General features: G+C 72.3%; 22 protein-coding genes. 6 read left to right on the top strand and 16 right to left on the bottom strand.

Annotated elements, in window-relative coordinates; genetic code table 11:
• Window positions 1-7 precede the first annotated feature (7 nt).
• On the bottom strand, window positions 8-1,126 hold the full coding sequence (locus tag ACZ4E1_RS08120) for a hypothetical protein (protein WP_467536975.1): 1,119 nt from the start codon (window positions 1,124-1,126) through the stop codon (window positions 8-10).
• Window positions 1,127-1,252: 126 nt separating this feature from the next.
• Here ACZ4E1_RS08120 and ACZ4E1_RS08115 point away from each other — a divergent pair, with 126 nt between their 5' ends.
• The gene (locus ACZ4E1_RS08115; protein ID WP_467536974.1) at window positions 1,253-1,912 is read left to right on the top strand and encodes a hypothetical protein; all 660 of its coding nucleotides are present in this window, start codon (window positions 1,253-1,255) and stop codon (window positions 1,910-1,912) included.
• Here the strand turns inward: ACZ4E1_RS08115 and ACZ4E1_RS08110 are convergent.
• On the bottom strand, window positions 1,906-2,322 hold the full coding sequence (locus tag ACZ4E1_RS08110) for a hypothetical protein (RefSeq protein ID WP_467536973.1): 417 nt from the start codon (window positions 2,320-2,322) through the stop codon (window positions 1,906-1,908). The two genes, ACZ4E1_RS08115 and ACZ4E1_RS08110, sit on opposite strands and share 7 nt — an antisense overlap.
• A gap of 291 nt (window positions 2,323-2,613) precedes the next feature.
• On the opposite strand from ACZ4E1_RS08110, the gene ACZ4E1_RS08105 reads away from it, so the two are divergent.
• Window positions 2,614-2,985, top strand: a complete 372-nt coding sequence (locus ACZ4E1_RS08105) for a hypothetical protein (RefSeq protein ID WP_467536972.1) — start codon at window positions 2,614-2,616, stop codon at window positions 2,983-2,985.
• Here the strand turns inward: ACZ4E1_RS08105 and ACZ4E1_RS08100 are convergent.
• From ACZ4E1_RS08100 to ACZ4E1_RS08090, 3 genes are all read right to left on the bottom strand, one after another.
• Complete coding sequence (locus tag ACZ4E1_RS08100; protein WP_467536971.1) at window positions 2,951-4,501, bottom strand: MFS transporter; 1,551 nt, start codon at window positions 4,499-4,501, stop codon at window positions 2,951-2,953. The two genes, ACZ4E1_RS08105 and ACZ4E1_RS08100, sit on opposite strands and share 35 nt — an antisense overlap.
• 117 nt (window positions 4,502-4,618) lie before the next feature.
• Window positions 4,619-5,044 carry a RidA family protein gene (locus ACZ4E1_RS08095; RefSeq protein ID WP_467536970.1) on the bottom strand — a complete coding sequence of 142 codons (426 nt, stop codon included), beginning with the start codon at window positions 5,042-5,044 and terminating at the stop codon, window positions 4,619-4,621.
• Window positions 5,041-6,174 carry an acyl-CoA dehydrogenase family protein gene (locus tag ACZ4E1_RS08090; RefSeq protein ID WP_467536969.1) on the bottom strand — a complete coding sequence of 378 codons (1,134 nt, stop codon included), beginning with the start codon at window positions 6,172-6,174 and terminating at the stop codon, window positions 5,041-5,043. Before ACZ4E1_RS08090 ends, ACZ4E1_RS08095 begins: the two co-directional genes overlap by 4 nt.
• Window positions 6,175-6,365: 191 nt before the next feature.
• Between ACZ4E1_RS08090 and ACZ4E1_RS08085 the strand changes: the two genes are divergently transcribed.
• Together ACZ4E1_RS08085 and ACZ4E1_RS08080 are read left to right on the top strand one after the other, a co-directional pair.
• Window positions 6,366-8,057 carry an AMP-binding protein gene (locus tag ACZ4E1_RS08085; RefSeq protein ID WP_467536966.1) on the top strand — a complete coding sequence of 564 codons (1,692 nt, stop codon included), beginning with the start codon at window positions 6,366-6,368 and terminating at the stop codon, window positions 8,055-8,057.
• A 40-nt stretch (window positions 8,058-8,097) separates the two neighbouring features.
• Window positions 8,098-8,913, top strand: a complete 816-nt coding sequence (locus tag ACZ4E1_RS08080) for a PaaX family transcriptional regulator (protein WP_467536964.1) — start codon at window positions 8,098-8,100, stop codon at window positions 8,911-8,913.
• Window positions 8,914-9,177: 264 nt separating this feature from the next.
• Here ACZ4E1_RS08080 and ACZ4E1_RS08075 read toward each other — a convergent pair whose 3' ends face one another.
• Window positions 9,178-11,484, bottom strand: coding sequence for a bifunctional salicylyl-CoA 5-hydroxylase/oxidoreductase (locus tag ACZ4E1_RS08075; RefSeq protein ID WP_467536961.1), 2,307 nt, complete (start codon window positions 11,482-11,484; stop codon window positions 9,178-9,180).
• Window positions 11,469-12,299: an enoyl-CoA hydratase family protein gene (locus ACZ4E1_RS08070; protein ID WP_467536959.1), complete on the bottom strand. Its 831-nt coding sequence runs from the start codon at window positions 12,297-12,299 to the stop codon at window positions 11,469-11,471. The genes ACZ4E1_RS08075 and ACZ4E1_RS08070 overlap by 16 nt, the downstream gene beginning before the upstream one ends.
• Before the next feature lie 432 nt (window positions 12,300-12,731).
• Here ACZ4E1_RS08070 and ACZ4E1_RS08065 point away from each other — a divergent pair, with 432 nt between their 5' ends.
• On the top strand, window positions 12,732-13,157 hold the full coding sequence (locus ACZ4E1_RS08065; protein WP_467537592.1) for an ATP-binding protein: 426 nt from the start codon (window positions 12,732-12,734) through the stop codon (window positions 13,155-13,157).
• Window positions 13,158-13,195: 38 nt separating this feature from the next.
• Here the strand turns inward: ACZ4E1_RS08065 and ACZ4E1_RS08060 are convergent, their stop codons facing one another.
• The 7 genes from ACZ4E1_RS08060 to ACZ4E1_RS08030 all read right to left on the bottom strand — a co-directional run bounded on the left by ACZ4E1_RS08060 (window position 13,196) and on the right by ACZ4E1_RS08030 (window position 23,062).
• On the bottom strand, window positions 13,196-14,626 hold the full coding sequence (locus tag ACZ4E1_RS08060; protein WP_467536957.1) for an amino acid permease: 1,431 nt from the start codon (window positions 14,624-14,626) through the stop codon (window positions 13,196-13,198).
• A 175-nt stretch (window positions 14,627-14,801) separates the two neighbouring features.
• Complete coding sequence (gene argF, locus ACZ4E1_RS08055) at window positions 14,802-15,809, bottom strand: ornithine carbamoyltransferase (RefSeq protein WP_467536955.1); 1,008 nt, start codon at window positions 15,807-15,809, stop codon at window positions 14,802-14,804.
• Window positions 15,810-15,956: 147 nt separating this feature from the next.
• Window positions 15,957-17,186: an arginine deiminase gene (locus ACZ4E1_RS08050; RefSeq protein WP_467536952.1), complete on the bottom strand. Its 1,230-nt coding sequence runs from the start codon at window positions 17,184-17,186 to the stop codon at window positions 15,957-15,959.
• A gap of 183 nt (window positions 17,187-17,369) precedes the next feature.
• A complete protein-coding gene (locus tag ACZ4E1_RS08045; protein WP_467536950.1) occupies window positions 17,370-19,967 on the bottom strand; it encodes a polynucleotide kinase-phosphatase in 2,598 nt (865 codons plus the stop codon).
• Complete coding sequence (locus ACZ4E1_RS08040; RefSeq protein WP_467536949.1) at window positions 19,964-21,484, bottom strand: 3' terminal RNA ribose 2'-O-methyltransferase Hen1; 1,521 nt, start codon at window positions 21,482-21,484, stop codon at window positions 19,964-19,966. Before ACZ4E1_RS08040 ends, ACZ4E1_RS08045 begins: the two co-directional genes overlap by 4 nt.
• Window positions 21,485-21,632: 148 nt before the next feature.
• The gene (locus ACZ4E1_RS08035) at window positions 21,633-22,061 is read right to left on the bottom strand and encodes a DUF5959 family protein (RefSeq protein ID WP_467536947.1); all 429 of its coding nucleotides are present in this window, start codon (window positions 22,059-22,061) and stop codon (window positions 21,633-21,635) included.
• 80 nt (window positions 22,062-22,141) lie between these two features.
• Complete coding sequence (locus ACZ4E1_RS08030; protein WP_467536945.1) at window positions 22,142-23,062, bottom strand: LLM class F420-dependent oxidoreductase; 921 nt, start codon at window positions 23,060-23,062, stop codon at window positions 22,142-22,144.
• Window positions 23,063-23,309: 247 nt separating this feature from the next.
• Here ACZ4E1_RS08030 and ACZ4E1_RS08025 point away from each other — a divergent pair, with 247 nt between their 5' ends.
• Complete coding sequence (locus ACZ4E1_RS08025; protein ID WP_399129779.1) at window positions 23,310-23,477, top strand: hypothetical protein; 168 nt, start codon at window positions 23,310-23,312, stop codon at window positions 23,475-23,477.
• A 193-nt stretch (window positions 23,478-23,670) separates the two neighbouring features.
• Here ACZ4E1_RS08025 and ACZ4E1_RS08020 read toward each other — a convergent pair whose 3' ends face one another.
• On the bottom strand, window positions 23,671-24,183 hold the full coding sequence (locus ACZ4E1_RS08020) for a DUF6099 family protein (RefSeq protein WP_467537591.1): 513 nt from the start codon (window positions 24,181-24,183) through the stop codon (window positions 23,671-23,673).
• Between the two features lie 118 nt (window positions 24,184-24,301).
• Window positions 24,302-24,775 carry a nucleotide pyrophosphohydrolase gene (locus ACZ4E1_RS08015; protein ID WP_467536943.1) on the bottom strand — a complete coding sequence of 158 codons (474 nt, stop codon included), beginning with the start codon at window positions 24,773-24,775 and terminating at the stop codon, window positions 24,302-24,304.
• Window positions 24,776-24,813: the final 38 nt, after the last annotated feature.

Below are 24,813 nucleotides of genomic sequence, written 5' to 3'. Positions count from 1 at the left end.
TCCGGAGCTAGAACAGGCCGTGGATCCGCCCGTGTTCCGCGCGGTGCTCGATCACCTCGCGGAACCACGGGTGGCGTGCGGCCGGCAGCCGGGCCGCGGTGCGCCGGAACACCCAGCGGTCCACCCAGAAGTGCCCGCGCCCGCCCGGCGGGATCGGGTAGTCGCACCGTACGAGCGGGGGCAGGCCGCCGGACACGGGTTCCGGCACGGGCCCGCGCGGCTGCGGACGGACCAGGGCCAGCCACACGTCGACGGCCAGCGGCACCCGGTACGCCGGGCGGGCGGCAGCGGGCGGGGCCCACGGTTCGCCGGTCTGCGGATGGAGCGGGACGAGGAGCACGTCCGCGCCGTCGTCCGGCACGGGCAGCCCTGGGCCGGCCAGTACGGCACGGCGCGCGGGCGGACCGGCGGGCAGCAGCGCGTCGAGGGCACGCTGGAAGACCTGCGCGGTGAGCCCGTCGGGCACCGTCAGCCGCTGCCCCTCGGAGGCCGCGACCAGGTGGGCCAGCGCCTGCCCCGCCGCGGCCTCCCAACGGGGGTTCCACGACCAGTAGTGGCCCGTTCCGTACCGTCCGCCGCCCCACGTCGCGATCGGCTCGAACGGCGCCGACGCGGGTACCTGCTCCGCCACTTGCTCCCAGGTCAGCGGGGCTGCCGCGTCCCCGTCGGTGGGCATCCGGCGCACGGCGTCCGGCAGGAACCACACCGCCTGCCAGAGCGAGCAGTCGTCCACCCGGGTCGCGACGGGGGACGCGCAGGAGGCACACGCCATGTTCGGGCCGTCCCGTCCGTCCATGCCGCAGCAGCCTCCGTCGCTCCGCTCGGGGATCAGCCGGGTGCCGCGGACGTCACCGGGCGCGATGACGACCGCGCCGGCCGGGGCGTCCGACAGCCTCGGTACCGGCAGAAACACACCGCGCCGCGCGGCCTCCCCCGGAGCGAGCTCGTCCCACGTCCGCCACGGCGGCCCCCAGGGCTCCGGGTCCACGGCGTACGTCCCCGCCTCCATCAGCACGGGCAGCTGTATGCCGTTCCCGTAACTGGCATGCGCATGGGCCGGCAACGCGACCCGGAGGACCTCCGTGGTGAGCACGCCACCACACTCCGCACAGACGAACACAGCCAATACCCCTCGGCCCCTCCCCCTGGGAAACCCCCGCATCGTCGCACCGGCCCGCACGCCGGACAATCGAGATTCGGGGGCGGGAGGGCGGACCGCTCCCGCACCGGAAGGGAACGGGAGGGAACACTCATGGAGTCTGGGCAACTCGTCGCGCTGCTGCGGGAGATCGTGGCGGCGAGCCCGCGCACGCGGGCGCGGGGCGCCGATCGGGTCACCGATCTGATCCGCGCGTATCAGCCCAGCGAGGTCACCGCACAGGTGACCGCCCTCGCCGCCGGTGCGGCCGAAGAACAGGATCTCGTGGCGCTTGAGTCCCAGTTGCACGCGATCCTCGAGCTGACCTTCACCGGACAGGTACGGCGGTCCCACCTGGCGCGCCTGGAACAGCTCCGCACCCGCGATCTACCGGCCGAACTGCACGGCTACCTGCGGGATCTCCTGGACGACGAGGAACCGGACCACCCGCGCCTGCAAGTCCACTCCGCCGAGGGCACAACCGAGGGTGCCGTAGTGTGTGTCGTCCGGTGCGTGAGCGGCGTCGTGCGTCCCGGGCAGGTGTTCTCGGCCGGCGGGGAAGCCCGGGGTGGCGCACGGTGGCTGGTGGCGGGGATCGAGCGGTACGGGCGACCGGTCGGGATGCTCGACCCGCCGCACAACGCCCGCGTCACCCTGACCGGGGCCTCCACCGACATGCCCCCGTCCCTTCCGGCTCCCTTCGGCCCTGTGCTCGTACAGGTGCGGGCCGATGACGGTCGGTCCGGATCGACAAGTCACCGGGCAGGTCAGTAGGACTGTCCCGGTCCGTTCACCTTCAGGATGAGCCGGCCCGCCCGGTCGAACGCCCTGAACTGGAGGTACGACATTTTGCTCGGGAACTTCGACGCGTCCGCGTAGACGTGGCGCGAGTACCGCTCGGTGCAGGGGCGCAGGCTGGTGGATCGGACGATCCGATGGTTGTCGGCGTCCAGGAGGTAGACGCGGTAGCCGGCGCAGTTCGCGGGGAAGCGGCTCACCGTGGTGCGGCCGTCGAAGGTGGAGCTGACGATGGACAGACAGCTCTTCAGGTCCCAGCCGCCGCCCAGGTACGGATCGCACTGCGTGTCCATGGGCGACGGCCCCACCGCCCCCGCGGGCACCACCGCACCCCCGACCCCGATCACCACCGCTCCGACCAGCCCCGCCCACACGCGCCGCATCATTCCTCGCACTCCCGCACCTCCGCCAAGAACAGTTCAGACCCGAAGCCTGACCGCCCGGCGCCCGGTCAGGAGGGATCCGGGGTGCGTGTCACGTCCGTACGTGCGCTCGGGTACGGCTGCCGGTCTCACGTAGGCAACTGCTCCGGGCGGAACCGTCCTCCCCTGCTTGCTCGTTGACCCAGGCGGAGAGCGCGAAGACTGGCGAGGGGGCAGGGTCGTATGGCGCGGACGTACAGGTTTCGGGTGCATCGTGGGGGCTTCGGGTTTGCTGCCGATCTCGTGGGTGAGGTGGTGAGCCGGAGCGCGGCGGCGCGGGACGGCTCGCTGACCGTCCACGGCAAGGTCTCGCTCGCCCTTCCCGCCGCTCCCCTGTACTGGGAGGACTGTGCCTGGCTCGCCTTCGGGGCCGCGTTGCACGGGCCCGAGATGATGGCGCTGCACCCCGACGGGCTGGTCGTCGAGGTGCATGAGTTGCGGTACCCGGGGGCCGACTACCGGTGCGAGATCGCGGCGCTGGCGATGAGCGGGTTTCTGCGGGAGGCGCTCGGGCTGCGGGGCGCCGCGCCCTCGGTGTCGTTCGCGAAGGAGGGCGGCGGCGCCCCGGTGTTCGACTGGGGTACGGGGTCGATCAGCCCGCCCCCGGTGGACCCGCCCCTCCCTTGAGACGTTCGAGGTCGGACGGGCGGACCTGGATCGCGGTGAGGGAGATGATCAGGGCCACGACCGCGAACGCGGCGGCCACGATGAAGCCGGCCGAGACGCCCGAGGCGAGGACCTGGTCGCCCCAGGGCGAGGGAAGGCGGCCGGTGCGGGCGAACTGGGCCTTCTCCAGCGGGGTCGCCTGCGCGAGGAACGCCGGGACCTGGGTGTGGGCCTCGTTGTTGCTCGCCGTGCCGAAGACGGTGACGAGGATGGACAGACCCAGCGAACCGCCCACCTGCTGCGTCGCGTTGAGCAGTCCGGACGCGGCGCCCACCTCGTGCGGCGCGACGTTCGACAGCGCCATCAGGGTCAGGGAGACGAACAGCAGGCCCATGCCGAGGCTGAACACCAGCATCGGGCCGAGAATCGAGCCCGCGTAGGTGGAGTGGACATCGGTGAAGGTCAGCCAGGACAGGCCGGCGGCCAGGAACAGCGAGCCGAACGCCATGAACGGTTTCGGCCCGTACTTGGGCAGCCCCTGCGAGGTGAACCCGGCCGCCACCGCGACCACCGCGCTGACCGGCAGGAACGCCAGGCCGGCCTGGAGCGGGCTGAAGTCGAGGACGCTCTGCACGAACAGGGTCAGGAAGAAGAACATCCCGAAGATCGCCGCGGCGAGGCAGAGCATGATGCCGTACGTGCCCGCGCGGTTGCGGTCGGCGAACATGTGCAGCGGGGTGATGGGCTGCCGCGACCTGCGCTCGATCAGGACGAACGTGATCAGCAGGACCACCGCGACGCCGAACGACGTGAGGGTCAGCGCGTCCCGCCAGCCCTCCTGCGCGGCGCGGATGAAGCCGTAGACGAGCGCCACCATGCCGAGCGTGGAGGTGAGTGCGCCCAGGAAGTCGAAGTGGCCGGGGTGCCGTTCGGACTCCTTGACGTGGCGCGGGGTGAGGAAGGCGATGAGCAGGGCGATCGGCACGTTGACGAAGAAGATCCAGCGCCAGTCGAGCCATTCGACGAGAACGCCGCCGGCGAGGAGGCCGATCGCGCCGCCGGCGGCCGAGACACCCGCGAACACACCGAAGGCCCGGTTGCGTTCGGGCCCTTCGTCGAAGTTCGTGGTGATCAGCGAGAGCGAGGTCGGCGAGGCGATGGCGCCGCCGACCCCCTGCAAGGCGCGAGCGGCGAGGAGTTGCCACTCGGCCTGGGCGACGCCGCACAGCAGGGAGGCGAGGCCGAAGAGGAGCACACCGAAGATGAAGACGCGGCGCCGGCCGAGGATGTCGCCGGTGCGGCCACCGAGCAGCAGCAGTCCGCCGAAGGTCAGCGTGTACGCGTTGACGACCCAGGACAGGTTCGTGGTCGAGAAGTCGAGCGCGTCCTGGATGTGCGGGAGCGCGATGTTCACGATCGTGATGTCGAGCACGACCATGAGCTGGCAGGAGGCGATCACGAACAGGGCGATCCCCTTGCCGTCGCCCTTCGGTGGGGCGGCGGTCGCTGCTGGTGTCGCGGGCTCGGGATGTGTCATCGCGCATCGCCCTCGTGTGAGGACCCGTGGGCCGTTCAGCCCACCCCTCGAAAATAAGCCCGCGCCCGGAGGGCCACCAGTCGATCAAGGTCCGACCGAAGAAGACTCAGAGGCCTTCTACGGCAGCATCGCCATCCCGTCGATCTCGACCATCGCCTCCTCGTCCCACAGGCGGACCACGCCGATGACGGCCATCGCCGGGTAGTCGCGGCCGGCCAGGTCGCGCCAGATGCGGCCCAGTTCGCGGGCGTGGGTGCGGTAGGCGGCCACGTCGGTCGTGTAGACGGTGACGCGGGCCAGGTCGGCGGGGGTGCCGCCGGATTCCCGTAGCGCGGTGAGGAGGTTGGTGAGGGCCTGGGTGAACTGGGCGGGGAGGGTCTCGCCGACGATCTTGCCGTCCGCGTTCAGGGCGGTCTGGCCGGCGAGGAGGACCAGGCGGGTGCCGGTGGCGACCACCGCGTGGGAGAAGCCGGTGGGCGGGGAGAGGGTCGGGGGGTTCACCCGGTTCAGGTGGGGCAGGTGGGGGTGCTCGGGGTCCGTCACTGGGCGGCCTTTCGCAGAGGGGCGTACAACTCCTTGGCGATGATGGCGCGTTGGACCTCGGAGGCGCCCTCGTAGATGCGGGGTGCGCGTACCTCGCGGTAGAGGTGTTCGAGGAGGTGGCCGCGGCGCAGGGCGCGGGCGCCGTGGAGCTGGACGGCCGTGTCGACGACGTGCTGGGCCGTGTCCGTGGCGAGGAGTTTGGCCATGGCCGCGGTGCGGGGGACGTCGGGCGAGCCCTCGTCGTAGGAGGCGGCGGCCGCGTAGACCATCAGGCGGGCCGATTCGACGCGCAGGGCCATGTCGGCGACCTGGTGGGCGACGGTCTGGAGGTCGGAGAGGGTACCGCCGAAGGCCTGGCGGGTGGCGGTGTGGGCGAGGGTCGCCTCCAGGGCGGCCTGGGCCATGCCGACGGCGAACGCGCCGACGCTGGGGCGGAAGAGGTTCAGGGTGCCCATCGCGACGCGGAAGCCGGCGTCGACCTCGCCGAGCAGGTCGGCCCGGGTCACGGGGACGCCGTCGAAGGCGAGGGCGCCGATGGGGTGCGGGGAGAGCATGTCGAGCGGCTCGCCGCTCAGGCCGGGGCGGTCGGCGGGGACGAGGAACGCGGTGACGCCGCGGGCGCCGGCGCCCTGGGTGGTGCGGGCGAAGACCGTGTAGAGGTCGGCCTCCGGCGCGTTCGAGATCCAGCACTTCTCGCCGGTCAGGCGCCAGGCGTCGGGGCCGTCCGGTTCGGCGGCGAGGGAGAGCGCGGCGGCGTCCGACCCGGCGCCGGGCTCGCTCAGCGCGAAGGCGGCGACGGCGCGGCCCGCCGCCACCTCGGGCAGCCACCGCTCGCGCAGCTCCGCGCTGCCGTGGGCGTGCACGGGGTGGGCGCCGAGGCCCTGGAGGGCGAGGGCGGTCTCGGCCTCCGTGCAGACCCGGGCCAGCGACTCGCGCATCAGGCACAGGTCGAGCGCGCCGGAGGTGAAGAGGCGGTCCAGGAGACCCAGGCGGCCCAGTTCGGCGACGAGGGGGCGGTTGATCCGGCCCGGCTCGGCCTTCTCGGCGAGCGGGACGAGATGCCGCGCGGCGAGCTCGCGGATCTCGGCACACCAGGCCACCTGTGACGGTTCGAGTGAGAATGACCCCATACGGCCTTGCTCCTCCCGGTCGAGCACCCTCGGCTTCCCGGGAACCGTATCGCGCCCCGTTGACTGTCGTCACCATCACGATACGCTCGATGTGCGACCAACCGACATCCGGCCATCAGCAGTCGCGTCAACGCGACGGCCCGGCGCGCCCATCCGGCGTGCGGGCCCACACGGCAAGGGGGCGCCCGGCGATGACCTCACCGTCCGCACCGCACGATCCGCAGTCCGGCCCGTCCACCGCTCCGCCCCCGCTGTCGCCCTCGGCGTACACGGACACGTTCGCCCGCGACCACCTGCCGGCCGCCGAGCTGTGGCCCGGGCTCGTCGTCGAGCTGCCCGAGCTCCGGTACCCGCAGCGCCTGAACTGCGGCGCCGAGTTGCTCGACGCGACGGCGGAGCGGTTCGGGGCGGACCGGCCGGCCTTCCACTCCTCCGGCGAACCGCCGTGGACGTACGGGGAGTTGAAGGCCACGGTCGACCGGATCGCGCACGTCCTGACCGACGACCTCGGTGTCGTCCCGGGCAACCGGGTGCTGCTGCGCGGCCCCACCACCCGTCATCTGGCCGCCTGTTGGCTCGCCGTGATGAAGGCGGGCGGGGTGACCGTCACGGTGCTGGCGCAGCAGCGGTCCGCGGAGCTGGCCACGATGTGCGAGATCGCACAGGTGCGGCACGCGCTGTGCGACGTCCGCGTGGTGGACGACCTGCTCAAGGCCGAGGTCCCGGGGCTGCGGATCGCGACGTTCGGCGGGGACGGTCCGGAGGACCTGCTGGCCCTGGCCGCCGGGAAGCCGGACACGTACGAGGCGGTGGAGACGGCGGCGGACGACGTCGCGCTCATCGCGTTCACGTCCGGGACGACCGGCCGACCCAAGGGGTGCATGCACTTCCACCGGGACGTGCTCGCCATCGCCGACACGTTCTCACGGCACGTGCTGCGGCCCACACCGGACGACGTGTTCGCGGGCAGCCCGCCGCTCGGCTTCACCTTCGGTCTCGGCGGCCTCGTGATCTTCCCGCTGCGGGCGGGCGCCAGTGCGCTGCTCCTCGAACAGGCGGGCCCGCGCCAGCTGTTGCCCGCGATCGCCGAGCACCGGGTGTCGGTGCTGTTCACGGCGCCGACCGCGTACCGCGCGATGCTCGCCGAGATGGCCGAAGGTGCGCACGACGTGTCCTCGCTGCGGCGCTGCGTCTCCGCCGGGGAGAACCTGCCGGCGGCCACGTGGGAGGCCTGGCACGAGGCGACCGGACTGCGGATCATCAACGGGATCGGCGCCACCGAACTCCTGCACATCTTCATCTCGGCGGCCGACGAGGCGATCCGGCCCGGCACCACGGGCGTGCCCGTACCCGGCTGGCAGGCCCGGATCGTGGACGAGTCGGGGGCCGAACTCCCGGACGGGGAGCCTGGGTTGCTCGCGGTGCGCGGTCCGGTCGGCTGCCGCTATCTCGCCGACGAGCGCCAGACCACGTACGTACGCCACGGCTGGAACGTCACGGGGGACACCTATGTCCGCGAGCCCGACGGCTACTTCCGCTATCTCGCCCGCGCCGACGACATGATCATCTCTGCGGGGTACAACATCCCGGGGCCCGAGGTCGAGGACGCGCTGCTCAAGCATCCCGACGTGACGGAGGTCGCGGTCGTGGCGCGGCCCGACGAGGCGCGCGGGCAGATCGCCGTCGCGCACGTCGTGCTGCGGCCGGGCGCGCGCCGCGATCCGGAGGCGCTGCGCGAGTTCGTGAAGGCGGAGCTGGTGCCGTACAAGTGCCCGCGCGTCATCGAGTTCCTGGACGCGCTGCCGCGTACGGCGACGGGGAAACTGCAGCGGTTCCGGCTGCGGGGGCCGAGCGGCGGCGGAGCGGCCCCGGACGCGGGGTGATCCCGGAGTGCGCGAGCAGGGCGGACCGTACAGTGATCACGTGTCCGAGCAGCCCCTTCACACCCCCCGGTCCCTCATCGTCACGCTCTACGGAGCGCACGGGCGGGACTTCCCCGGGCCCGTGCCCGTCGCCGAACTGATCCGGCTGCTCGGCGCGGCCGGGGTCGACGCGCCGTCGGTCCGCTCGGCGGTCTCCCGGCTCAAGCGGCGCGGGCTCCTCGTGCCCGCCCGCACCGAGGCCGGCGCCGCCGCGTACGCCCTGTCCGACGACGCCCGCCAGCTCCTCGACGACGGCGACCGGCGGGTCTACGGGACGCCGGAGGCGGGCGGGGGCTGGGTCCTCGCCGTGTTCTCCGTGCCGGAGTCCGAGCGGGCGCGGCGGCACGTGCTGCGGTCGACGCTCAGCGGGCTGGGCTTCGGCACGGCCGCGCCCGGCGTGTGGCTGGCGCCCGCCGGGCTGTACGAGGAGACGCGGCACACGCTCGAACGGATCGGCTGCGCCGGGTACGTCGAGCTGTTCCGGGGCGAGCATCTGGGGTTCGCGGCGACGGCCGAGGCGGTGGCCCGCTGGTGGGATCTGCCGGCCCTCGCGAAGCTGTACGAGGCGTTCCTCGACGAGCACGAAGGGGTGCTGCGGGCCTGGGAGGGCCGCCCTGTCGCCGACCCGCGCCTCGCCTACCGGGATCATCTGCTGGCCGTGGACTCCTGGCGGCATCTTCCTTACGCGGATCCCGGGTTGCCGCGGGAGCTGTTGCCGGTGGACTGGCCGGGGGTGCGGGCGTTCGAGGTCTTCCGGGCGCTGGACGGGTTGCTGCGCGATGCGGCGGCGGGATACGTGCGCGCCGCGGGTTCCTAGGTCTCGTCGCGGGCCGCGGGCCGGTGGGGCTTCTCGCGCAGTTCCCCGCGCCCCTGAAATGCAGACGCTTCGCGTCGCATTTCCCCGATAGGGCACCGCCCCGATGGAGATCGCGCACGAAGTGCGCATCTCCAGGGGCGCGGGGAACTGCGCGAGCAACCACGACGGCGCAGCAGTCGGACGACGGCCGCATGTGGCACTCACCTGAGGGGCGCGGGGAACTGCGCGACCAGCCCCCACCGGGCCGCAGCCCCCGACGATCGCTCAGTCGGGCAGGACCAGGCGGGGTTTGGGCGCGTCCAGGCGGCCCGTCTGGGGGCGGCGGCTACCGGCACGGTAAGGCGCCGGCCACACCGCGCCGGGCCCCGCATACCCCTGCTCCGCGGCAGCGTGCACCGTCCAGTGCGGGTCGTAGAGGTGCGGTCGCCCCAGCGCACACAGATCCGTCCGCCCCGCGAGGACGAGCGAGTTCACGTCGTCCCACGACGAGATCGCCCCGACGGCGATGACGGGAACGCCCGCCTCGTTGCGGATCCGGTCCGCGTACGGCACCTGGTAGGAACGCCCGTACGCGGGACGCTCCTCCGCGACGACCTGCCCCGTGGACACGTCGATCGCATCGGCCCCGTGCGCGGCGAAGGCCCGCGCGACGGCGACCGCGTCGTCCCCGTCGAGTCCCCCTTCGGCCCAGTCCGTCGCGGAGATCCGGACGGTCATGGGCCGGTCCTCGGGCCAGACCTCGCGGACCGCGTCGAAGACCTCCAGCGGGAACTTCAGCCGGGCCTCCAGGGAGCCGCCGTAGGCGTCCGTGCGGCGGTTCGTGAGCGGTGAGAGGAAGCTGGACAGCAGGTAGCCGTGGGCGCAGTGGAGTTCGAGGAGGTCGAATCCGGCGCGGGCCGCACGGCGGGCGGAAGCCGTGAACTCCTCGCGGATCGCGTCCAGTTCGGGGACGGACAGCTCGCGCGGGAGCTGGTTGTCCGGCTTGTAGCGCAGGGGCGAGGGGGCCACCACGGGCCAGTTGTCGTCCGGGTCGGGCAGGGGCTCGTCCATGCCCTCCCACATGAGCCGGGTGGAGCCCTTGCGGCCCGAGTGACCGAGCTGGAGGCCGATCCCGGTGCCGGGCGACTGGGCGTGCACGAAGTCGGCGATCCGGGTCCAGGCGGCGGCCTGCTCGTCGGTGTAGAGGCCCGCGCAGCCGGGGGTGATGCGGCCCTCGGGGCTGACGCACACCATCTCCGTCATGACGACACCGGCGCCGCCGAGCGCCCGCGCGCCGAGGTGGACGAGGTGGAAGTCGCCGGGGACGCCGTCGACCGCCGAGTACATGTCCATGGGCGAGACGACGACCCGGTTGCGCAGGGCGAGGCCGCGCAGCCGGAACGGGGTGAACATCGGGGGCGTGCCCTCGGGGCAGCCGAACTCGCGCTCGACGGACTCGGTGAAGGCGGGGTCGCGCAGCCGCAGGTTGTCGTGCGTGACGCGGCGGCTGCGGGTGAGCAGGTTGAAGGCGAACTGGAGCGGCGGCTGGTCGAGGTAGCGGCCGAGCTCTTCGAACCAGGCGAGACTGGCCCGCGCCGCGCGCTGCGTGGAGGCGACGACGGGCCGCCGCTCCGCCTCGTACGCCTTGAGGGCCGTCTCGGTGGTGGGGTGCTCGTGGAGGCAGGCGGCGAGGGCGAGCGCGTCCTCGACGGCGAGCTTGGTGCCGGAGCCGATGGAGAAGTGCGCGGTGTGCGCGGCGTCGCCGATGAGGACGAGGTTGCCGTGCGACCAGCGGTCGTTGACGACGGTGCGGAAGGTGAGCCAGGCGGAGTTGTTGGAGGTCAGACCGCGTCCGCCGAGCGCGTCGGCGAAGATCTTGGCGCAGGTGTCGATCGACGCGCGCACGTCGGCGTCCGCGAACCCGGCGGCCCGCCACACCTCCTCGCGCATCTCGACGATGACGGTGGAGCGCTCCGCGTCGAAGGGGTAGCCGTGCAGCTGCATGACGCCGTGCTCGGTCTCCGCGATCTCGAAGCGGAAGGCGTCGAAGGCGAAGTCGGCGGCGAGCCAGATGTAGCGGTTGCGGTGCTCCTCGATGTGCGGTCCGAACGCGTCGGCGTGGGCGGCGCGGGTGCGGCTGTTCACCCCGTCCGCGGCGACGACCAGGTCGTAGGAGGCGCTGAGTTCGGCGGCCGGGGGTGCCTCGGTGCGGAAGCGGAGGTCGACGCCGAGCTGCCGGCAGCGGCTCTGCAGGATCTCCAGGAGGCGGCGCCGGCCGAGCGCGGCGAAGCCGTGGCCGCCGGAGGTGTGCCGGGCGCCGCGGTGCACGATGTCGATGTCGTCCCAGCGCACGAACTCGTCCTGGAGCGCCGCGTACACGACGGGGTCGGCGTGCTCGATGCCGCCGAGGGTCTCGTCGGACAGGACGACGCCGAAGCCGAAGGTGTCGTCCGGCGCGTTGCGCTCCCAGACCGTGATCTCGCGGGCGGGGTCGAGACGTTTGAGGAGCGCGGCGGCGTACAGGCCGCCGGGGCCGCCGCCGATCACGGCGATGCGCTGAGCGGGCACGGGCGCGCTCACCTCCCCTGCCACTTCGGCGGGCGCTTCTCGGTGAAGGCCGCGTGGAACTCGGCGTAGTCCTCGCCGTTCATCAGGAGCGCCTGCGTCGCGGCGTCCAGCTCGACGGACGCGGCGAGCGGCATGTCGAGCTCGGAGGTGAGCAGCGCCTTGGTCTGCGCGTACGCGAGCGCGGGGCCCTCGGCGAGGCGCCGGGCGAGGGCCTGTGCGGCCGTGTCGGCGTCGCCCTCGTCGGTGAGCTGGCTGATCAGGCCGATCCGCTCGGCCTCGGGCGCGCGCACGGGGTCGCCGAGCATGAGCAGGCGGGTGGCGTGGCCGAGGCCGACGACGCGGGGCAGCAGATAGGCGGCGCCCATGTCGCCGCCGGACAGGCCGACCTTCGTGAACAGGAAGGCGAAGCGGGTGCTGGGGTCGGCGACGCGGAAGTCGGCGGCGAGCGCGAGGACGGCTCCGGCGCCCGCGGCGACCCCGTGCAGGGCGGCGACCACCGGGAACGGGGCCTCGCGCAGGGCCCGTACGACCTGGCCCGTCATCCGGTTGAAGTCGAGGAGCTGGGCAGTGTCCATGCCGAGGGTGGCGCCGATGATCTCGTCGACGTCGCCGCCGGAGCAGAATCCGCGGCCCTCACCGGCCAGGACCAGGACGCGTACGGACTTCTCGCGGGACAGCTCGGCGAGCAGGTCGCGCAGGTCGGCGTAGGCGCCGAAGGTGAGCGCGTTGAGTTTCTCGGGCCGGGCCAGGGTCACCGTGGCGACGCCATGCGCGTCCACGGCGTAGTCCAGGTGGCGCCACTTCTCGGTGCGGGGGGCGGATCCGGTGAAGGGACTCATGCGCGTGCGGCCTCCTACGGCGGGGTTCCCGGCGGCTCCTCCTCTCGAAGTTATCACCGCTTCGTGACTGCCGTCACGAGTGCGCGATAGAACGGCGGGGCGCTGGGCATGATGAGAGTGCCGGGCCCCGCACCGCACGGGCGACGGCCCGGGACGAAGGGCCCGGGAGACCGCCGCCAGGAGACCCTGGCGCACACGCCGTACCATTCATACGGTCGAAAGCAGGACAGTCACCCCGAGCCGGACCGGCGGAACCATCGCCGACCCGGCACAGCCCAGCCGACCGAGCAGAACGGGCCCCCCGCCCCAGAGACAGCAGCACCACAGACACAGCAGCTCCACAGACAGCAGCCCCAGAGACAGCAGCTCCGAGTACGCCAGCCCCCGAGCCCCCCGCCCTCAGGACCCGCCTTGCCCAGTCCCTCCACCCCCATGTCGTGGCGCATCGCCCTGCCGCACACGGCCGCCGCCGTGCCGGTCGCCCGCGCCCTCGTCCGTACCGCCCTGGGTGACATCGAGCCGCCGGGCGCCGACACGGACACCGCCGAGCTGCTGACGGCGGAGCTGGTGGCGAACGCGGTGGAGCACACGACGGGGGACGCGCCGATCGAGCTGGTCGTGGAGCTTCTGGAGACCGGCTGTCAGGTCGAGGTGCACGATCCGGACCCGGCTCCGCCTTCGGATCTCACGAATCCGGACGACGCCGAGGCGCCGGACCCCTGGCAGGAGCACGGGCGGGGCCTGCTGCTGATCCGGACCCTGTCGGCCTCGTGCGGGCACCGCCCCACCGATTCCGGCAAGGCGGTGTGGTTCACGCTCCCCGCGGTGCCGCGCCAGCGCCCCGCGTCCGAGGACTAGGGCCGAACGAAAGGCCCTAGGTCCCGTAGAACCAGGGCTCAGGCGGTCTGTGCCTGAGCGGACCCGAGCCGGGAGTTGCGGCGCCCGTAGAACGCGTAGACGAGCGCGCCGACGACGAGGAACACGGCGAACTGGACCCAGGTCGTCCAGCCCGTCCCCCAGATCAGGTACATGCAGAAGCCGACGCCCAGGACCGGGCTGAGCGGGTACAGCGGCACCCGGAACGAGCGCTTAAGGTCGGGGCGCGAGCGGCGCAGCGCGATGACCGCGATGTTCACGACGACCATGGTGGCGAGGGTGCCGATGGTCGTCAGGTTCACGACGACGTCGAGCGAGGAGAACGCGGCCGGGACCGCGAAGACCGACGCCACGATCAGCGTGCCGCGCACCGGCGTGGAGGTCTTCGGGGAGACCCGCTCGAAGACGCGCGGGATCAGCCCGTCCCGGGACATCGACATCAGGATGCGGGTCTGCCCGTACATCACGGCGAGGACGACGGACGCGATGGCGACGACCGCGCCGAAGGCGACGATGCCGCCGCCGACCGTGGAGTCGGTGACCTGGTCGACGACGAGGGAGAGCGCGGCGGGCTTGTCGCCGACGGCGTCCGCGCCGAGCGCGCCGATGGCCGCGACGGCGACCGCGCAGTAGAGCAGCGTGACGAGGCCGATGCAGATCATGATCGCGAGCGGGATGTTCCGCCGCGGGTTCTTGACCTCCTCGCCGGCGGTGGTGACGGCGTCGAAGCCGATGTACGAGAAGAAGGCCAGCGAGGCGCCGGAGGTGACGCCGCCGACGCCCTCCTTCAGGAACGGCGTGAGGTTGCCGTCCTGGAAGGCGCTGAAGGCGATCGCGCAGAAGGCCAGCAGGATGCCGATCTTGAGGACGGCCATGGCTGCGGTGGCGCGGGCGCTCTCGCGGATGCCGCGCACGAGGAGGGCCGCGGCCATCGCCATGACGACGACGGCCGGTAGGTTGATGACGCCGCCGTCGGCGGGTCCCGCGGACAGCGCGGTGGGCAGCTGGACGCCGAAGAGGCTGTCGAGCAGTTCGTTGAGGTACTGGCTCCAGCCGACGGCGACGGCCGAGACGGAGATGCCGTACTCCAGGAGCAGGCACCAGCCGACGAGGAACGCGACGCGTTCGCCGAGTGCGGCGTAGGCGAAGGAGTACGAGGAGCCGGAGACGGGGATCGCGCCGCCCAGCTCGGCGAAGGAGAACGCCGTGAAGATGCAGGTGATCGCGGCGAGGACGAAGGAGACGATCACGGCGGGTCCGGCGTCGGCGACCGTGTCGGACAGGCCGACGAAGATGCCGGTGCCGACGATCGCGCCGACGCCGAAGCACACGAGCTGGAACAGCCCCATGGTGCGCTTGAGGCCGTGGCCTTCCAGGTCGGCGCCCGATTCGGCGATGAGGGTCTCGGGCGACTTGATGCGCGGGCCGGTGGGGGGCGGCGTCGACGGCATGGGGTGGTGCTCTTTTCTGGTGGTGCGGGCGCGGCGGGGTGGGCCGCATGCCGGTGGGGCCGGAGAGGGTGGTCCGGCCCCATCAGTGTGAACGGTTGCTGTTGTTCTACGACGATTCGGGCTGCGTTACAGGGGTTTGGGCTGCCTTACGGGGGCGAGGGCGCTCCGGGCCGGGTCAGGCGCCCGGGGTGCGGCCGAGGGTGGCGACCATGACGGCCTTGATGGTGTGCATCCGGTTCTCCGCCTCGTCGAAGACGACGGAGTGCTCGGACTCGAAGACCTCGTCGGTGACCTCGAGGGACTCCAGGCCGTACTTGTCGTGGATCTCGCGCCCGACCTTGGTGCCGAGGTCGTGGAAGGCGGGGAGGCAGTGCAGGAACTTCACGTCCGCTGTCCCGGTCGCCCGCAGCACGTCCATCGTGACGGCGTACGGCGTGAGGGCCTTGATCCGCTCGTCCCAGATCTCCGCGGGCTCGCCCATCGACACCCACACGTCGGTGACGACGAAGTCGGCGCCGAGGACACCCTCCTCGACCGTCTCGGTGAGGGTGATCCGCGCACCGCTGGCCGCCGCGAGCTCGCGGGCCTTCGCGACGATCTCCTCGGCCGGCCAGTAGGCCTTCGGCGCGACGATCCGCACGTCCATGCCGAGCAGGGCGCCGGTGACCAGGTACGAGTTCCCCATGTTGAACCGGGCGTCGCCCAGGTACGCGAAGGCGATGTCCGTGAGCGGCTTGGTGCTGTGCTCGGTCATCGTGAGCACGTCGGCGAGCATCTGGGTGGGGTGCCAGTCGTCCGTCAGGCCGTTGTAGACCGGCACGCCCGCGTGGGCGGCGAGCGTCTCGACGGTCTCCTGGGCGTCGCCCCGGAACTCGATCGCGTCGAACATCCGGCCGAGGACCCGGGCCGTGTCCTTGCTCGACTCCTTCTTGCCGATGTGGGAGCCGCTCGGGTCGATGTACGTCGTCGAGGCGCCCTGGTCGGCGGCCGCCACCTCGAAGGAACAGCGGGTGCGGGTGGAGGGCTTCTCGAAGATCAGGGCGATGTTCCTGCCCTTGAGGTACTGGGGCTCCGTCCCCGCCTTCTTGGCGGCCTTGAGCTCGGCGGCCAGCTCCACCAGCCCGCGGAACTCCTCGGCGGTGAAGTCCAGCTCCTTGAGGAAGTGGCGGCCGGTGAGATTCATGGAGGTGCTCCTGGCAGGCTGAGGGACGACATCACAACACTGGAAGTCTATACGATGTTCCACATTTATATACAGCGCCCCTGTCCGTGAAGCCCGTCCCCGCGCCCGCGCCCGTGCCCGCCCCGGGGCCCCGGCCGGCCTCCGCGCCTAGCCGGACACCGGGTCCCGCTCCACCGGGCAGCTCATGCAGCGCGGGCCGCCCCGCCCGCGGCCGAGCTCGCTGCCGGGGATCTCGATCACCTCGATGCCCTGCTTGCGCAGGAACGTGTTCGTGGTCGCGTTCCGCTCGTACGCGACGACGACGCCGGGCTCGACGGCCAGCACGTTGCACCCGTCGTCCCACTGTTCCCGCTCGGCGGCGTGCACGTCCTGCGTCGCGGTGAGCACCCGGATCTCGCTCAGCCCGAGGGCGGCGGCGATCGCCCGGTGCATGTGCTCCGGCGGATGGTCGGTGACCTTCAGCTCCCGCTCCGAGGTGCCCGGCTCGATCGTGTAGGAGCGCAGCATGCCGAGCCCGGCGTACTGCGTGAAGGTGTCCCCGTCGACCATCGTCATCACCGTGTCCAGGTGCATGAACGCCCGTCGCTTGGGCATGTCGAGCGCCACGATCGTGCGGGCCGAGCCGGCCGCGAACAGCTTGTGCGCGAGCATCTCCACGGCCTGCGGGGTCGTGCGCTCGCTCATGCCGATGAGGACGGCGCCCTCCCCGATGACGAGGACGTCACCGCCCTCGATCGTCGACGGGTAGTCGGCCTGCCCCTGCGACCACAGGCGGAAGTCCTCGTCGCGGAAGAGCGGGTGGTGCCGGTAGATCGCCTCGAAGTGCACGGTCTCGCGCTGCCGGGCGGGCAGCCGCATCGCGTTGATGGACACGCCGTCGTAGATCCACGCGGAGGTGTCCCGGGTGAACAGGTGGTTGGGCAGCGGCCGGAGCAGGAAGTCGTCCAGCTCCATCGCGTGGAAGCGCACGGAGGTCGGCTCCGGGTGCGCTTCGAGGAACTCGCGTTTGGTCATGCCGCCGATCAGCGCCGTGGCCAGCTCCTGCTCCGGCAGCGTCTCGAAGGCGGCCCGCAGGTGGTCGGTGGCCAGCGGGCCGTACTCCTTCTCGTCGAAGACGCGGTCCAGGACGAGGGAGCGGGCGGTGTCGAGGCCCAGCGTCTCGGTGAGCAGGTCGCCGAAGAGATGAACGGTGACACCGCGGTCGCGCAGCACGTCGGCGAAGCCGTCGTGTTCCTGACGTGCCCTGCGTACCCAGAGCACGTCGTCGAAGAGCAGCTGGTCCTTGTTGCTCGGCGTCAGGCGCTTCAGCTCCAGATCGGGGCGGTGCAAGATGACGCGGCGCAGCCGCCCGGCCTCGGAGTCGACATGGAATCCCATGGGGCCATCTTTCCCCCGCGGGGGCCGCTCGCGCGCGGGTTACGCACGCGCGGTTCCGATGGGGCGCGGGGCGGTGTCGGTCAGCGGCTCCGCCGCGGGCGTGGCCGGCCACGACGGCGGGAGGGCCGCCCACGCGCCGAACCCGACCGTCGCGTGGGCGCCCCCTCAGGCCCGAGCGCTACATCACAGCCGAGGGTCGACCGGCTCCGACTCCAGCGCCAGCACCCCGAACACCGCCTCGTGCACCCGCCAGAGCGGCTCACCCCCGGCCAGCCTCTCGAGCGCCTCGAGGCCCAGCCCGTACTCGCGGATCGCCAGGGACCGCTTGTGCCCGAGGAACCGCTGCCGCAGCTTCGCGAGATTCTCCGGCCGTGTGTACTCGGGCCCGTAGACGATCCGGAGGTACTCGCGCCCGCGGCATTTGATGCCGGGCTGCACGAGCCGCCCCTTCCCGTCCCGGACGAGCGCCCCTACCGGCTTCACGACCATGCCCTCGCCGCCGCGCCCGGTCATCTCCAGCCACCAGTCGACGCCGGCCCGCACGGACTCGGCGTCTCCCGTGTCGACGAACAGCCGCCGGGTCGTCCGCAGCAGACCCGACCCGTCGTGCGCGACGACGCGGTCGATGAGCGACAGCTGCTCGTCGTGGGGCAGCGCTGCCAGCGACCGGCCGCGCACGGCGAGGATCTGGAACGGGGCGAACCGCACCCCGTCGAGCCCGTCCGTGGTCCAGCAGTAGCGCCGGTACGCGTCCGTGAACGCGGCGGCGTCGGCGGCCCGGCCCCGCTGCCGCTCCAGCAGGTCGCCCACGTCGACCCCGCGCGCGGCGGCCGTCTCCAGCGCCGCGAGGACGCCGGGGAACACCGCGCCGGAGGCCGCGCCGACCGCCGCGTACTGCGAGCGCAGCAGCCCGGACGCCTTGAGCGACCAGGGCATCAGCTCGCCGTCCAGGAGCAGCCAGTCGGTGTCGAGCTCCTCCCACAGGCCGGCCGCGGTGACCGCGTCCCGCACCCGGGTGAGGACGGCCTCGGTGGTCTCGGCGTCGTCGAAGAACGGCCGGCCGGTCCGGGTGTAGAGCGAGCCGGTGACCGACTCGTCGTCCACGCCGAACCGCTCGCGCGCGGTCGCCGCGTCCCGGCACACGAGCGCCACGGCCCGCGAGCCCATGTGCTTCTCCTCGCACACGACCCGGGCCACGCCGTCCGCCGCGTACTGGGCGAACGCCTCCGCCGGGTGCTCCAGGAAGTCTCCTTCAGCGGCTCCGCCGCGGGCCCCCACCTCGGACGTGGCGGTGGGCGCCATGGTCGGCGGCAGGTACGGCACGAGCCGCGGGTCGACGGCGAAGCGGCTCATGACCTCCAGGGCCGCCGCCGCGTTCTCCTCGCGCACGGCGACGCGCCCGGCGTGCCGGGTCTCGACGGTGCGGCGCCCCTGCACGTCGGCGAGGTCGAGCGGCCGGCCCTCGTGCCCGCCGGGCGCCTCCGTGGCGAGCGGTCGCGCCGGCTCGTACCAGACCTGCTGGGCCGGTACGTCGACGAGTTCGCGCTCCGGCCAGCGCAGCGCGGTGAGCTTGCCGCCGAAGACGACGCCGGTGTCGAGGCAGATGGTGTTGTTGAGCCACGTGGCGTTCGGCACCGGGGTGTGGCCGTAGACGACGGCCGCCTTGCCGCGGTAGTCCTCCGCCCACGGGTAGCGCACGGGCAGCCCGAACTCATCGGTCTCCCCGGTGGTGTCCCCGTAGAGCGCGTGCGAGCGCACCCGGCCCGAGGTGCGGCCGTGGTACTGCTCGGGCAGGCCCGCGTGGCAGACGACGAGCTTGCCGCCGTCGAGCACGTAGTGGCTGACGAGGCCGTGCACGAACTCACGGACCTCGGTGCGGAACTCCTCGCTCTCCTTCTCCAGCTGCTGGATCGTCTCGGCGAGGCCGTGCGTGTGCTGCACGTTGCGGCCCTTGAGCCAGCGCTCCAGCTTGTTCTCGTGGTTGCCGGGCACGCACAGCGCGGTACCCGCTCTGACCATGCCCATGACGCGGCGCAGGACGCCCGGGGTGTCGGGCCCCCGGTCGACGAGGTCGCCGACGAACACGGCCGTGCGCCCCTCCGGGTGCGCGCCGTCCACATAGCCCAACGCGCCGAGCAGGGTCTCCAGTTCCGCCGCGCAGCCGTGGATGTCGCCGATGATGTCGAACGGGCCGGAGAGGTGCGTCAGGTCGTTGTACCGCTTCTCGCGCACGACACCGGCGTGCGCGATCTCCTCGGCGCCGCGCAGGACGTGCACCTTGCGGAAGCCCTCGCGCTCCAGGTGGCGCAGGGAGCGGCGCAGTTCGCGGGTGTGCCGGGTGATGACGCGGCGGGGCATGTCGGCGCGGTCGGTGCGGGCCGCGTTCCGCGCGGCGCAGACGTCCTCGGGCACGTCGAGGACGATCGCGATGGGCAGCACGTCGTGCTTGCGGGCCAGCTCGACCAGCTGACGGCGGCTCTCCTGCTGCACGTTGGTCGCGTCGACGACGGTGAGCCGTCCCGCGGCGAGCCGCTTGCCGGCGATGTAGTGGAGCACGTCGAACGCGTCACGGCTGGCGCTCTGGTCGTTCTCGTCGTCGGCGACCAGGCCCCGGCAGAAGTCGCTGGAGATGATCTCGGTCGCCTTGAAGTGGGCGCGGGCGAAGGTGGACTTGCCCGATCCCGACGCACCGATCAGCACGACGAGGCTCAGGTCGGTGACGGGCAGCGTCCGCCCGCTCTCCCGCTGGTCGATGTCGATGTCCCTGTCGATCCCGCTCATCCGTCCTTCGCCTCCTTCTCGGCGCGCTTGTTCTCTTCGGTGGTCCTCGCGGTCCCGCCCGGGGCGGGGGTGTCGTTCAGGGTGAAGACCGCCATCTGCGTCGGCGGCCCCACCTCGGGGTCGTCGGGCCCGACGGCCACGTACGCGACCTCGTAACCGTGCCGCTCGGCGACCCGCCCGGCCCACTCCCGGAACTCGGCGCGCGTCCACTCGAACCGGTGGTCGCCGTGCCGCGCGTGCCCGGCGGGCAGGGACTCCCAGCGGACGTTGTACTCCACGTTCGGCGTGGTCACGAGCACCGTGCGGGGCCGCGCGGAACCGAACACCGCGTACTCCAGCGCCGGCAGCCGCGGCAGGTCGAGGTGCTCGACGACCTCGCTCAGCACGGCCGCGTCGTACCCCTTGAGCCGCTTGTCGGTGTACGCGAGCGAGCCCTGCCGCAGCTCGACGCGCGCGGCCTGCCGCTCCCCCATGCGGTCCAGCTTGAGCCGCCGGGCCGCGATGGTGAGGGCGCGCACGGACACGTCCATGCCGACGATCTCGGTGAACCGCGGGTCCTTGAGCAGCTCCTGCACCAACTGACCCTGGCCGCAGCCCAGATCGAGCACCCGCGCCGCCCCGGCCTCCCGCAGCGCGCCGACGATCGCCTCACGCCGCCGCACCGCGAGCGGAACGGGCCGCTCCTCCGTGTCCGCCGTCTCGTCCACCGCGTTGTCGATCGCCTCGACCTCGGTGTCGTCCGCGTCCGCGAGCCGCACCAGCTCAAGCCGGCCGAGCGCCTCCCTGGTCAGCGACCAGCGCCGCGCCAGATAGCGGCTGGTGATCAGCTTCTGCTCAGGGTGCCCCGCCAGCCAGCCGTCCCCGGCCCGCAACAGCTTGTCGACCTCGTCGGCGGACACCCAGTAGTGCTTGGCGTCGTCGAGCACGGGCAGCAGCACGTACAGGTGCCGCAGCGCCTGCGCGAGCCGCAGCTCCCCCTCCAGGACGAGCCGCACGTACCGCGAGTCCCCCCACTCGGGGAACTTCTCGTCGAGCGGCACCGTCGCCACCGTGACCGCCCACCCGAGCGGCTCGAACAGCTTCCGTACGAGGTCGGGGCCGCCCCGCGCGGGCAGCGCGGGCACCTCGATGCGCAGCGGCATGGCCTCCTCGGCCCGCTCGGGACGCGCCGCGCACACCCCGCGCAGCGCGCTGGAGAACACCGCGCTGAGCGCGACCGCCAACAGCGACGACGCCGCGTAGGGCCGGTCGTTCACGTACTGGGCGAGCGACGCGTCGGCCGCACCGCCACGCCCCTTGCCGCCCTTGCCCCTGCCGCGCCTCACCAGCGCGACCGGATCGACCTCCAGCAGCAGCGCGGCCGTGCACCGCTCCGCGCTCGCCTCGGGGTAGAGGACGTGCGCGGTGCCGTAGGAGGTGGAGAACGTCTGCGCGTTCTCGGGATGCTTGTGCAGCAGGAACCCGAGGTCGGTCGCGGGGCGTTCAGGGGTACCGGTGGTACTGATCGTCAGGAACACGCCCACCAGTCTCCCCATCCCAGAGCCGGGCGACCAGCGAGTTTCGGCGCAGGGCGCTGGGGGTGTCGGGGTGTCGGGGTGCCGGGGCCGACGGGATCTCCGGGAAGGGGAGGGATGTGCGCCCTGCTGCCGACAGAGGCTCGTCTCCCTACCCCGACAGCATCGGAACCCAGAGTTGCATCACCTCGCGCAGGCGTTGCCGGTGGTCAGCGATCCAGTCGTCCGGCGGGACGATCGGCACCCGAACGGTGACCATGGAACCCGACTCGTCCTCCACGACCACCTCGGGGCAGTCGCGCTCGCCGGTGAGCCGGACGGAGAGGGACGGCCCTCTGTCCCACTCCATCCAGACCACGTCTTCGCCGGCATCGAGCCTGTTCAACGCGACGGCCCAGCTGTCCAGCTTCGAGGCCGACAGCACCAGGCCGAGACGACCGGACACGAACGGCGTCCTGACGACGATCTCGGCATCGAGCCCGGCACTCCATCTGGGGCTGCGCCCCAGAACGCTGACGGTGACACTGTTCCCCTCGTCGTCGGCGAGGGAGATGAGTTCCCTCGCGGCGATGTCTCCCATAGCTGCCCCTCCATCGGCGAGTACCAGAAGATCCTCGCCCGGCCAGGAGCGCGATCACCACCCCGTTCCGTCAGGGGTGCTCACAACTGCGACTGGACCTGCGCGGAGATCAGTTCCAGGTGGTCCAGGTCGTCCAGGTCCAGGACCTGGAGGTAGATCCGGCTCGACCCGATCGCCCCGTAGCGGCCGATCTTGTCGACCACCTCGGCCGGCGACCCCGCCAGCCCGTTCGCCCGCAGGTCGTCGACGTCCCGGCCGATGGCCGCCGCCCGCTGCTTGATCTCCGCCTCGTTCCGGCCGACGCAGACCACCAGCGCGTTGGAGTACACGAGGTCGTCGCCGCGGCGGCCGGCCTGCTCGGCCGCTGCGCGCACCCGGCCGAACTGCCGCTCGCTGTCCTCGATCGAGGCGAACGGGATGTTGAACTCGTCCGCGTACCGCGCCGCCAGCCGGGGCGTCCGCTTCGCCCCGTGCCCACCGATCAGCACCGGTACCTTGGCCTGCGCCGGCTTGGGCAGCGCCGGGGAGTCGACGAGCTGGTAGTAGGTGCCTTGGTGGGTGAACGTGGCGCCGGCCTCGGTGCCCCACAACCCCGTGACGATGGCCAGTTGCTCCTCCAGTCGGTCGAACTTCTCCTTGGGGAACGGGATCCCGTACGCCTTGTGCTCCTCCTCGAACCACCCGGCGCCCAGGCCCAGTTCGACCCGGCCGCCCGACATCTGGTCGACCTGGGCCACCTGGATGGCGAGGATGCCGGGCAGCCGGAAGGTGCCTGCCGTCATCAGGGTGCCGAGGCGGATGCGCCGGGTCTCCCGGGCGAGGCCGGCGAGGGTGATCCAGGCGTCGGTGGGCCCGGGCAGCCCGTCGGACGAGCCCATGCGCAGGTAGTGATCGGAGCGGAAGAAGGCATCGAAGGCGAGGTCCTCGGTCGCCTTCGCGACGGTCAGCAACGTGTCATAGGTCGCCCCCTGCTGGGGCTCGGTGAAGATGCGAAGATCCATGCCTCCATCCTGCACGCTCGAACGTGCGTCAACCTTGCTGGTCACTCCGGTGCCCGACCCCCACGGTCGGGTGAAAATCCGTCAACCCGGCGCTGGCGCGGGCCCCGTTCAGTGACCGGGACCGCCGGGTGATCGTTGGCCGGGGCGGTGCCGGACCGCCCGGCATCCGCGCCGGCGTCGTCTGCCGGGCGTCTTGTGTGTCGTCCGCCTTTCCCCAGGTGGGAGGGCGAGGGCCGAGGAGGCCGTCATGTCCGAGGAAGTCGTGTCCGTACCGCAGCAACAGGGCGCGCCCAAGGGGCTGCTGCAGCAGATGGAGGAGTTGATGGCGGCGCTCAACGCCGATCTGTCGCAGCTCGACGCCGACCTCCAGCAGACCGCGGGCGGTGTGCCGCACCCCGTCGCCGGGGAAGGCTGACGCTCCGGTCCGGCGGTCGGCCCTGCCGGGTCGGGCCGCCGGTCATCTCTGCCCCGCCGGACCTGCCCCGCTGGACCTGCTCCGCCGTGCCGGACCTGCCCCACCAGACCTGCTCCGCCGTGCCGGACCTGCCCCACCAGACCTGCTCCGCCGTGCCGGACCTGCCCGGCCCCTCCCTGCCGGACCCGACCGGTCAGGCCGCCGAGTCCGATCCCGGCGCGGGCCCGCGACCCAGATTCCGGCCGCGGTCGGTCAGTCTGGCGTCGTCCCGGTCCGGCAGGCGCCGCAGGATCTCCAGGACCCGGTCCCGGGACTCGTCCGCCGCGTCGATCGCTTCCATGCACTGCCAATAGGCCCCCTCCTCGAAAGACTCGCTCGCCACGCCGACGAGCGCGATCCCCACGTCGCCGAGCAACGCGCCGAGCTCCAGCAACGCCCCTCGCGCGTCACCCAGTTCGGTCAGCTGCGCCGCCCGTATGCCGCCCGCTCCGACCACCGGCCCCGCGGAGCCCCCGCTGCCCCGCGCTCCGGCCTCGCTCAGGCTCAGCGCGTCGCCCCGTAATTCCGCGGGCCCGAGCATCGCCAGCCTGCTGCCGACCGCCTGGGCCAGCGCCTGCGCCTGCCACGCCTCCCTCATGATGTCCGGCGCGTCCTGGCTCTGCGCCAGGGCCCGTCGGCCGACCCCGATGAGCCGCACCGCTTCCATCCGCGTCCCCGTCCGTCCTGCCCGAACTCCCTTGTCCACTACCCAGAGTGAGGGTCCGCGAGACGAAAAGCCAGAGGAAGCCCGAAATCTGTGGACACAGAATCGAATGTGGACAACTTCATGACTCCGAAGAGTGACGATCGGGGTCATGAGCGGCGGATTGCCGGCCCGGCGCGGGGAATCGCGACTCGTTGCGGTCGATCTTCGCGTCCAGCGCGGCGAGGGCGTCGACCCCGAGGACCTCGCACAGTTGCAGCAGATACGCGAGCACGTCGGCCACCTCGTCGCGCACACGGTGCGCCGAGTCCGGGTCGTCCATGACCCGGGCCGACTGCTCAGGGGTCAACCACTGGAAGATCTCCATGAGTTCGGCGGCCTCGACGCTCAGCGCCGATGCCAGGTTCTTGGGGGTGTGGAAGGGGCCCCAATCGCGGGCAGCGGCGAAGGCGGCGAGCCGGGCCTGCAGCGACGCGAGGTCGGGCGCCTTCGCCCGCCGCCCCTCGACGCCGCCGGCCTCCGCACCGACGGCGCCCTCGTCTCCGCTTCCCCCCGGGCCTCCGTCGCCGCCGTTCCCGATCCCGTTCCCGCGCATGAGTCCTGACCCGTCCCCGATTTCCGGCGCTCCGTCTG

The organism is Streptomyces sp. NPDC025806 (assembly GCF_055558275.1).
Note: the sequence above shows the minus strand (reverse complement) of the source record. Positions and strands in the feature narration are given on the sequence as shown.